The organism is Nocardia sp. NPDC056541, from assembly GCF_042794235.1.
Lineage (GTDB): Bacteria > Actinomycetota > Actinomycetes > Mycobacteriales > Mycobacteriaceae > Nocardia.
On the sequence record NZ_JBHTUD010000002.1, the window covers coordinates 311,504 to 319,309 of the forward strand.

At 68.3% G+C, this 7,806-nt stretch carries 8 protein-coding genes; all 8 read left to right on the forward strand.

Annotation, left to right across the window (positions count from 1 at the left end; genetic code table 11):
• The first annotated feature begins 80 nt into the window (after positions 1-80).
• The 8 genes from thrS (at position 81) to pdxS (ending at position 7,729) form a co-directional block, all read left to right on the forward strand.
• Positions 81-2,144: a threonine--tRNA ligase gene (gene thrS, locus ACFQ9R_RS04335; RefSeq protein WP_378988932.1), complete on the forward strand. Its 2,064-nt coding sequence runs from the start codon at positions 81-83 to the stop codon at positions 2,142-2,144.
• A complete protein-coding gene (locus ACFQ9R_RS04340; protein ID WP_378626868.1) occupies positions 2,141-2,695 on the forward strand; it encodes an HIT family protein in 555 nt (184 codons plus the stop codon). Before thrS ends, ACFQ9R_RS04340 begins: the two co-directional genes overlap by 4 nt.
• Before the next feature lie 5 nt (positions 2,696-2,700).
• The gene (pgsA, locus tag ACFQ9R_RS04345; RefSeq protein ID WP_378988934.1) at positions 2,701-3,372 is read left to right on the forward strand and encodes a phosphatidylinositol phosphate synthase; all 672 of its coding nucleotides are present in this window, start codon (positions 2,701-2,703) and stop codon (positions 3,370-3,372) included.
• Positions 3,369-4,292 (forward strand): phosphatidylinositol mannoside acyltransferase, encoded by a 924-nt coding sequence (locus ACFQ9R_RS04350; RefSeq protein ID WP_378988936.1) that lies wholly within the window; start codon positions 3,369-3,371, stop codon positions 4,290-4,292. The genes pgsA and ACFQ9R_RS04350 overlap by 4 nt, the downstream gene beginning before the upstream one ends.
• On the forward strand, positions 4,289-5,413 hold the full coding sequence (locus ACFQ9R_RS04355) for a glycosyltransferase family 4 protein (RefSeq protein WP_378988938.1): 1,125 nt from the start codon (positions 4,289-4,291) through the stop codon (positions 5,411-5,413). Before ACFQ9R_RS04350 ends, ACFQ9R_RS04355 begins: the two co-directional genes overlap by 4 nt.
• Complete coding sequence (locus ACFQ9R_RS04360) at positions 5,413-6,459, forward strand: NUDIX domain-containing protein (protein WP_378989132.1); 1,047 nt, start codon at positions 5,413-5,415, stop codon at positions 6,457-6,459. The genes ACFQ9R_RS04355 and ACFQ9R_RS04360 overlap by 1 nt, the downstream gene beginning before the upstream one ends.
• Before the next feature lie 56 nt (positions 6,460-6,515).
• A complete protein-coding gene (locus ACFQ9R_RS04365) occupies positions 6,516-6,656 on the forward strand; it encodes a hypothetical protein (RefSeq protein ID WP_378988939.1) in 141 nt (46 codons plus the stop codon).
• Positions 6,657-6,808: 152 nt separating this feature from the next.
• Positions 6,809-7,729, forward strand: a complete 921-nt coding sequence (gene pdxS, locus ACFQ9R_RS04370) for a pyridoxal 5'-phosphate synthase lyase subunit PdxS (RefSeq protein ID WP_056810852.1) — start codon at positions 6,809-6,811, stop codon at positions 7,727-7,729.
• Positions 7,730-7,806: the final 77 nt, after the last annotated feature.

A 7,806-nucleotide genomic window follows, 5' to 3' on the forward strand; every position in this document is an offset into this window, starting at 1 on the left:
CGATAGCATGGGCGGGCGCGGGAAGGACCCTGCGAGAACTGCCGGATCGACCCGGCACCGAAGTCAAGGAGAGCATCCCCGTGACCACCTCTGCACCCATCAGTCCAGTCGCCCTCGTTCGAGTGCCGGCCGGGACTACGGCGGGCGCGGCGGTACGGGAGGCAGGTTTGCCCACCAAGGGCCCCGACACCGTCGTGGTCGTGCGCGATGTCGACGGCGCGCTCAAGGATCTGTCCTGGATTCCGGAGGACGACGCCGACGTCGAGCCGGTCCCCGCGAACAGCGAGGACGGGCGCAGCGTGATCCGGCACTCGGCCGCGCACGTGCTGGCCCAGGCGGTGCAACAGGAGTTCCCCGACGCGAAACTCGGGATCGGCCCGCCGATCAAGGACGGCTTCTACTACGACTTCCAGGTCGACAAGCCCTTCACCCCCGAGGATCTGGCCAAGCTGGAATCGCGGATGAAGAAGATCATCAAAGGCGCGCAACGCTTTTCGCGGCGCGTCGTGGAGATCGACGACGCCCGCGTCGAACTGGCGAACGAGCCGTTCAAACTCGAGCTGATCAGTGACAAGTCCGGCATCGACGATCCCGAGATCATGGAGGTCGGCGGCAACGAGCTGACCATCTACGACAACCTCGACCCGCGCACCGGCGAGAAGCTGTGGGGCGATCTGTGCCGCGGCCCGCACATTCCCACCACCAAGTTCATCCCCGCCTTCAAGCTCACCCGCTCCTCGGCCGCCTACTGGCGTGGCGACCAGGACCGCGAGGACCTGCAGCGCGTGTACGGCACCGCGTGGGAATCCACCGAGGCGATGGACGCCTACCTGGAGCTGCTGGCCGAGGCCGAGCGCCGCGATCACCGCAAGCTGGGCCTCGAACTGGACCTGTTCTCCTTCCCCGACGCGCTCGGTTCGGGTCTGCCGGTGTTCCACCCCAAGGGCGGCATCATCCGCAAGGAGATGGAGGAGTACTCGCGTCAGCGCCACGTCGACGCGGGCTACGAGTTCGTCAACACCCCCCACCTCACCAAGGGGCATCTGTACGAGATCTCGGGCCATCTCGACTGGTACAAGGACGGCATGTTCCCGGCCATGCACCTCGACGCCGAGCTCAACGAGGACGGCACCGTCCGCAAGCCCGGCCAGGACTACTACGTCAAGCCGATGAACTGCCCGATGCACAACCTGATCTTCGGCGCGCGCGGTCGTTCCTACCGTGAGCTGCCGCTGCGGATGTTCGAGTTCGGTTCGGTGTACCGCTACGAGAAGTCCGGCGTGATCCACGGCCTGACCCGCGTGCGTGGCATGACCCAGGACGATGCGCACATCTACTGCACCAAAGAGCAGATGCACGCCGAGCTCACCAGCACCCTGCAGTTCGTCCTCGGCCTGCTCAAGGACTACGGCCTCGACGACTTCTACCTCGAGCTGTCCACCAAGGACCCGAAGAAGTACGTGGGCTCGGACGAACTCTGGGCCGAGGCCACCGAAACCCTCGAGAAGGTCGCCGAGGCATCCGGCCTCGACCTGGTACCCGACCCCGGTGGCGCCGCGTTCTACGGTCCGAAGATCTCCGTGCAGGTCAAGGACGCGCTGGGTCGCACCTGGCAGATGTCGACCGTGCAGCTCGACTTCAACCTGCCCGATCGGTTCGACCTCGAGTACACCGCCTCCGACGGCACCAAGCAGCGCCCGGTGATGATCCACCGCGCCCTGTTCGGCTCGATCGAACGCTTCTTCGGCGTGCTCACCGAGCACTACGCCGGTGCCTTCCCGGCCTGGCTCTCGCCGGTACAGGTCGTCGGCATCCCGGTGGCGGAGAACTTCGCGCCGCACCTGGATTCGGTGATCGAGCGGCTGCGCGACGCCGGCGTGCGGGCCCAGGTGGACCGCAGCGACGACCGGATGCAGAAGAAGATCTTCAACCAGACCGCGCAGAAGGTGCCGTTCATGCTGCTGGCGGGCGCGCGTGACGTGGAAGCGGACGCGGTGAGCTTCCGGTTCCGCGACGGCACCCAGGTCAACGGTGTGCCGGTCGCCGACGCGGTCGCCACCATCACCACCTGGGTCGCCCACCGCGTGAACGCCTCACCCACCGCCGAGGGGTTCGAGGTCGTCTCCGCGGCGGTTCAGGCATGAGCGAGAACCTCGCCCCCGAGGCCGGCTCGATCGTCGACGCCGGGGCCGGCCAGCCCGACCGCCTGCAGCGGTTGTGGACGCCGTACCGGATGTCCTACATCACCGGCGAGGTCAAGCCCAAGGACGCGACCGGGCATCCGTTCACCGATATCCCCAAGATGTCGGACGAAGACGGCCTGATCATCGCCCGCGGCGAGAATGTCTACGCCGTGCTCAACTTGTACCCGTACAACCCAGGGCACATGATGGTGGTGCCTTACCGCCGGGTAGCCGACCTGGAGGACCTCACGACCGCCGAGAGCGCGGAACTGATGGCCTTCACGCAGCGGGCGATCCGCGTGATGAAGCAGGTCTCGCGGCCTGCCGGATTCAACGTGGGTCTCAATCTCGGTGGAGTGGCCGGTGGTTCGCTCGCCGACCACCTGCACCAGCACATCGTGCCGCGCTGGGGCGGGGATGCGAACTTCATCACCGTGGTCGGCGGGGTGAAGGTGATGCCTCAGTTGTTGCGCGACACGCGGCAGCTGCTGGCGGAGGCGTGGGAGGAATAAGGACCGTGCTCAGCTTCTTCGGCCGCCAGACGTTTGCGAAAGCGACTGCGCCGCTGGGCAAAGCGCTCGTCGGGACGGGGCTCACCCCGGACGCGATGACCCTGATTGGCACCACCGCGACGATCGCGGCCGCGGTGACGCTGTTCCCCTCCGGACACCTGTTCTGGGGAACGATGGTCATCTGGCTGTTCGTCATGTTCGACATGCTCGACGGTGCGATGGCGCGCGCCCGCGGCGGCGGCACGAAGTACGGCGCCGTCCTCGATGCCACCTGTGACCGGGTGGCCGACGGCGCGATCTTCGGCGGACTCGCCTGGTGGGCCGTCTATCACGAGCACAGCAAGCACCTGTTCGCGCTGACCTTGATCGTGCTGGTCACCTCGCAGGTGATCTCCTACGCCAAGGCGCGTGCGGAGGCCAGCGGCCTGTCCGCCGACGGTGGGCTCATCGAACGCCCGGACCGTCTGGTCATCGTGCTGGTCGGCGCCGGGCTCACCGGCATCGGCGGGCACTGGGGGCTCGACTGGCTCACCTGGGCCGTGTACGTGGCGATGTGGGTGCTGGCGGTGCTGAGCATCGTGACGGTGTTCCAGCGGGTGCTGGCGGTGCGCAATTCGCCGGGCGCCCGCGTGGTGATTCCGCCGACGCCGCAGCCGGACGCGGGATCTGCCTCGTGAGCCTCACGGATCGGTTGAGCGACTGGGGCTACGCCGCAGGCTGGGGCCTCGTGCGTTCGGCGCCGGAAGGGATGGCGCGCAAGGTCTTCGACCTCGGCGCCGATCGTTCGGTGCGCGGCGGCGGGCCGGAACAGCTGCGCCGCAACCTCGCTCGCGTTCTCGGTGTGCCCGCCGACCAGGTCCCCGGCGACCTGATGCGGGCGAGCATGCGCTCCTACGCCCGCTACTGGCGTGAGGCGTTCCGCCTGCCGTCGATGGACCACACGAAGATCGACTACTACGTCGGTGGTCTGGAGAACGTCGACGCCGCGCTCGAGCAGGGCCGCGGCCTCATCCTGGTGCTCCCGCACTCGGGTAACTGGGACATGGCCGGTGTCTGGTTGGTGCAGCACTACGACAACTTCACCACCGTGGCCGAACGGCTGAAGCCCGAATCACTGTTCGAGCGGTTCGTGGCCTACCGCGAGAGCCTCGGTTTCGAGGTGTTCCCGCTGACCGGTGGCGAGCAGCCGCCGTTCGCCGCGCTCGCCGAACGCCTGCGCCAGAACCGGATCGTGTGCCTGATGGGCGAACGCGACCTCACCGGTAAGGGCGTGCCCGTCGACTTCTTCGGTGAGCGCACCTGGATGCCCGGCGGTGCCGCGAAACTGGCCATCGAGACCGGCGCCGCGCTGGTTCCCGTGCACGGCTGGTTCACTGTCGACGAGGACGGCACCGAAGGCTGGGGGCTGAAAGCCGAACCGGCCCTGGATGTTTCCGGTGGGGTGGCGGCCGCGACGCAGGCACTCGCCGACCGGTTCGCCGCCAATATCGCCGAGCATCCGGCCGATTGGCACATGCTGCAACCGCTCTGGGAAGGCGATCTGTCGCCCGAACGACTGTCGCGGATCACCGCGCAGCAGGCGGGAGGGCAGCCGTGAAGATCGGCATGATCTGCCCGTATTCGTTCGACGTCCCCGGCGGCGTGCAGGCCCATGTGGTCGAACTGGCCCGGGTGTTCATCGAACGCGGGCACAAGGTGAGCGTGCTCGCCCCCGCCTCCGACGACACCCCGCTGCCCGATTTCGTCGTCTCGGCGGGTCGCGCGGTGGCGATTCCCTACAACGGGTCGGTGGCGCGCTTGTCTTTCGGCCCCATGGCCTACACCAGGATCCGGCGCTGGATCGACGGCAACGACTTCGACGTGCTGCACATCCACGAACCCAACGCCCCGAGCCTGTCGATGCTGGCGCTCAAGATCGCCGAGGGCCCGATCGTGGCGACCTTCCATACCTCGACCACGAAGTCGTTGGTACTCAGTACTTTTCAGGGTGTGCTTCGCCCGTATCACGAGAAGATCAGTGGGCGGATCGCCGTGTCGGAGCTGGCCAGGCGCTGGCAGGTCGAGGCGCTGGGATCCGACGCGGTCGAGATCCCCAACGGTGTCGATGTGTCCGCGTTCGCGCGCGGTGAGCCACTCGACGGATACCCGCGCGCGGGCCGCACCGTGCTGTTCCTCGGTCGCTACGACGAACCGCGCAAGGGCATGGACGTGCTGCTCGGCGCGCTGCCCGCGCTCATCGACCACCATCCCGACGTGGAGATCCTCATCGTCGGGCGCGGTGACGAGGATCGGTTGCGCCGTGAAGCCGGGGAGCACGCGGGGCATCTGCGGTTCCTCGGACAGGTCTCCGACGAGGAGAAAGCCGCCGCGCTGCGCAGTGCCGACGTGTACGTCGCGCCGAACCTCGGTGGCGAGAGTTTCGGGATCATCCTGATCGAGGCGATGGCGGCAGGCACCCCGGTGGTCGCGAGCGAACTCGACGCCTTCCGTCGCGTGTTGCGCGACGGGACCGCGGGCATGCTCACCCCGATCGGTGACTCCGACGCGCTGGCCACCGCCATCGACACGCTCCTCACCGACGACGAGACGCGGACGCGTCTGGTCAGCACCGCGACCCAGGTGGTCGCGGGCTACGACTGGCCGGTCGTGGCCGAACAGATCCTGCGGGTGTACGAGACCGTCACCGTCGGCGACAACCGCGTCCGGGCCGCCGGATGATCACCTTCTCCGCGACCACCGTCCTCGTTCTCGGGCTGATCGCCCTGCTCGTCCTGGCCCTCGGCGTGTGGGCCTACTCCACGGCGAACCGGCTCGACCGGCTGCACGTGCGCTCCGATCAGTCCTGGCAGGCACTCGATGCCGCGCTCGCCCGCCGGGCGGTGGTGGCTCGCGCGGTGGCGATGTCGGAGGCCGGTCCGGTGAGTACCGATCCCCGCCGGGCCGAACGGGCCACCCAGCTCGCCACACTCGCCGATCGGGCCGAACGCGCCGATCGCGGTGACCGGGAAACGATCGAGAACCAGCTCTCCGCCGCGCTGTCGCTCGTCGACATCGACCACCTGCGACCGCAGCTGGTGGCCGAACTCGCCGACGCCGAGGCGCGCGTGCTGATCGCCCGGCGCTTCCACAACGACGCCGTGCGCGACACCCTGGCCCTGCGCACCCGCAGGCCCGTGCGCATCCTGCACCTCGGCGGTACCGCGCCGCTGCCGACCTATTTCGAGATCACCGAACGCGCGACGCCCGCCGCCGCCACCGGCCTCACCGTGCACACCACCCGCACCTCCGCCCGGGTGATGCTGCTCGACGAGCACAACCGCGTGCTGCTGCTGCGTGGTCACGACCCGATGATCCCCGAGGTGGCCTTCTGGTTCACCGTGGGCGGCGGCGTCGAACCGGGGGAGAGCCTGCGCGACGCCGCGGTGCGCGAGATCTACGAGGAAACAGGGCAGCGGGTGGATCCCGCCGCGCTGCGCGGTCCGCTGTGGCGGCGGGTCGCGGTGTTCCCGTTCAACGGCGAGCTGATCCGCTCCGAGGAACTGTTCTTCAGCCTGCGTTCGCCGGGCTTCGAATGGCGCCCGGCGGACCTGACCGCCCTGGAGCGCCGCACGATCACCGACCACCGCTGGTGCTCCGCCGACGACATCCGCGCACTCGACGACGCGGGCGAGGCCGTGTACCCGTACCACCTCGACGAACTCCTCACCGAAGCCGTTTCCGCGGCTGAAGACGACACCCAGCACGTGGTCCGCTCGATCCGCTGAGGCCCAGCGGGGGAACAGTACCCGGGCCATGATTCGCTCGATGCCGCCTCGTCGGCGTGGCCGTCGATCGCGCGCGGACTCCGGTCGCGGCGCTGTGGTGCGCCGCCGGTGCGGCGGCCGTCGCGGCGGCGATCGTGCTGGTCGACCGGGCACGGCGCGGCCCCGTGGCGGACGCGGTCGGAGCCGTGGCACGGTGAATGCCAGGCCATCGGACAAGGCCAGCGGTGCGCGGTGAACACATCACCGCTGGTCGTGACAAGGCCAGTGGTGCTCAACTGGCTATGAAGGCCGATTTCGGGCAGCTCTAGAATCGACGGTGAACCGAATCCGAGCGACTTGATTGGCGCCCATGACACAGGAGACATTCGTGACTACGCCTGAGACCACCAACACCGTCGGCACCGCCCGCGTGAAGCGCGGCATGGCCGAGATGCTCAAGGGTGGCGTGATCATGGATGTGGTCAACGCCGAGCAGGCCAAGATCGCCGAAGACGCCGGCGCCGTGGCCGTGATGGCGCTCGAGCGGGTGCCCGCCGACATCCGCGCCCAGGGTGGCGTGTCCCGGATGAGCGACCCGGACATGATCGACGGCATCATCGCCGCGGTCTCCATCCCGGTGATGGCCAAGGCCCGCATCGGCCACTTCGTCGAGGCGCAGATCCTGCAGAGCCTGGGCGTGGACTACATCGACGAGTCCGAAGTGCTCACCCCCGCCGACTACGCCAACCACATCGACAAGTGGAACTACACCGTCCCGTTCGTCTGTGGCGCCACCAACCTGGGCGAGGCCCTGCGCCGCATCACCGAGGGCGCGGCCATGATCCGCTCCAAGGGCGAGGCGGGCACCGGTGACGTGTCCAACGCGACCACCCACATGCGTACCATCCGCGGCGAGATCCGTCGCCTGACCTCGCTGTCCGAAGACGAGCTGTTCGTGGCCGCCAAGGAACTGCAGGCCCCGTACGAGCTGGTTCGTGAGGTCGCGCAGACCGGCAAGCTCCCGGTCGTCATGTTCACCGCCGGTGGCATCGCCACCCCCGCCGACGCCGCCATGATGATGCAGCTCGGCGCCGAAGGCGTGTTCGTCGGCTCGGGCATCTTCAAGTCCGGCAACCCCGAACAGCGCGCCGCCGCCATCGTCAAGGCCACCACCTTCTACGACGACCCGGACGTGCTGGCCAAGGTCTCGCGTGGCCTGGGCGAGGCCATGGTCGGCATCAACGTCGAAGAGATCCCGCAGCCGCACCGTCTGGCCGAGCGCGGCTGGTGATCGTGGGCCCGATATCGTTCGGGCACTGAAACATTCGCCTCGGCGGGCGTCGCGATCGCGACGCCCGCCGAGGTGTT

What these genes read in the sequence shown, in the direction of transcription:
- ACFQ9R_RS04340 (WP_378626868.1), top strand. Translation starts at nt 2,141, where the DNA reads ATGAGCGAGAACCTCGCCCCCGAGGCCGGCTCGATCGTCGACGCCGGG.
- pdxS (WP_056810852.1), top strand. Translation starts at nt 6,809, where the DNA reads ATGACACAGGAGACATTCGTGACTACGCCTGAGACCACCAACACCGTC.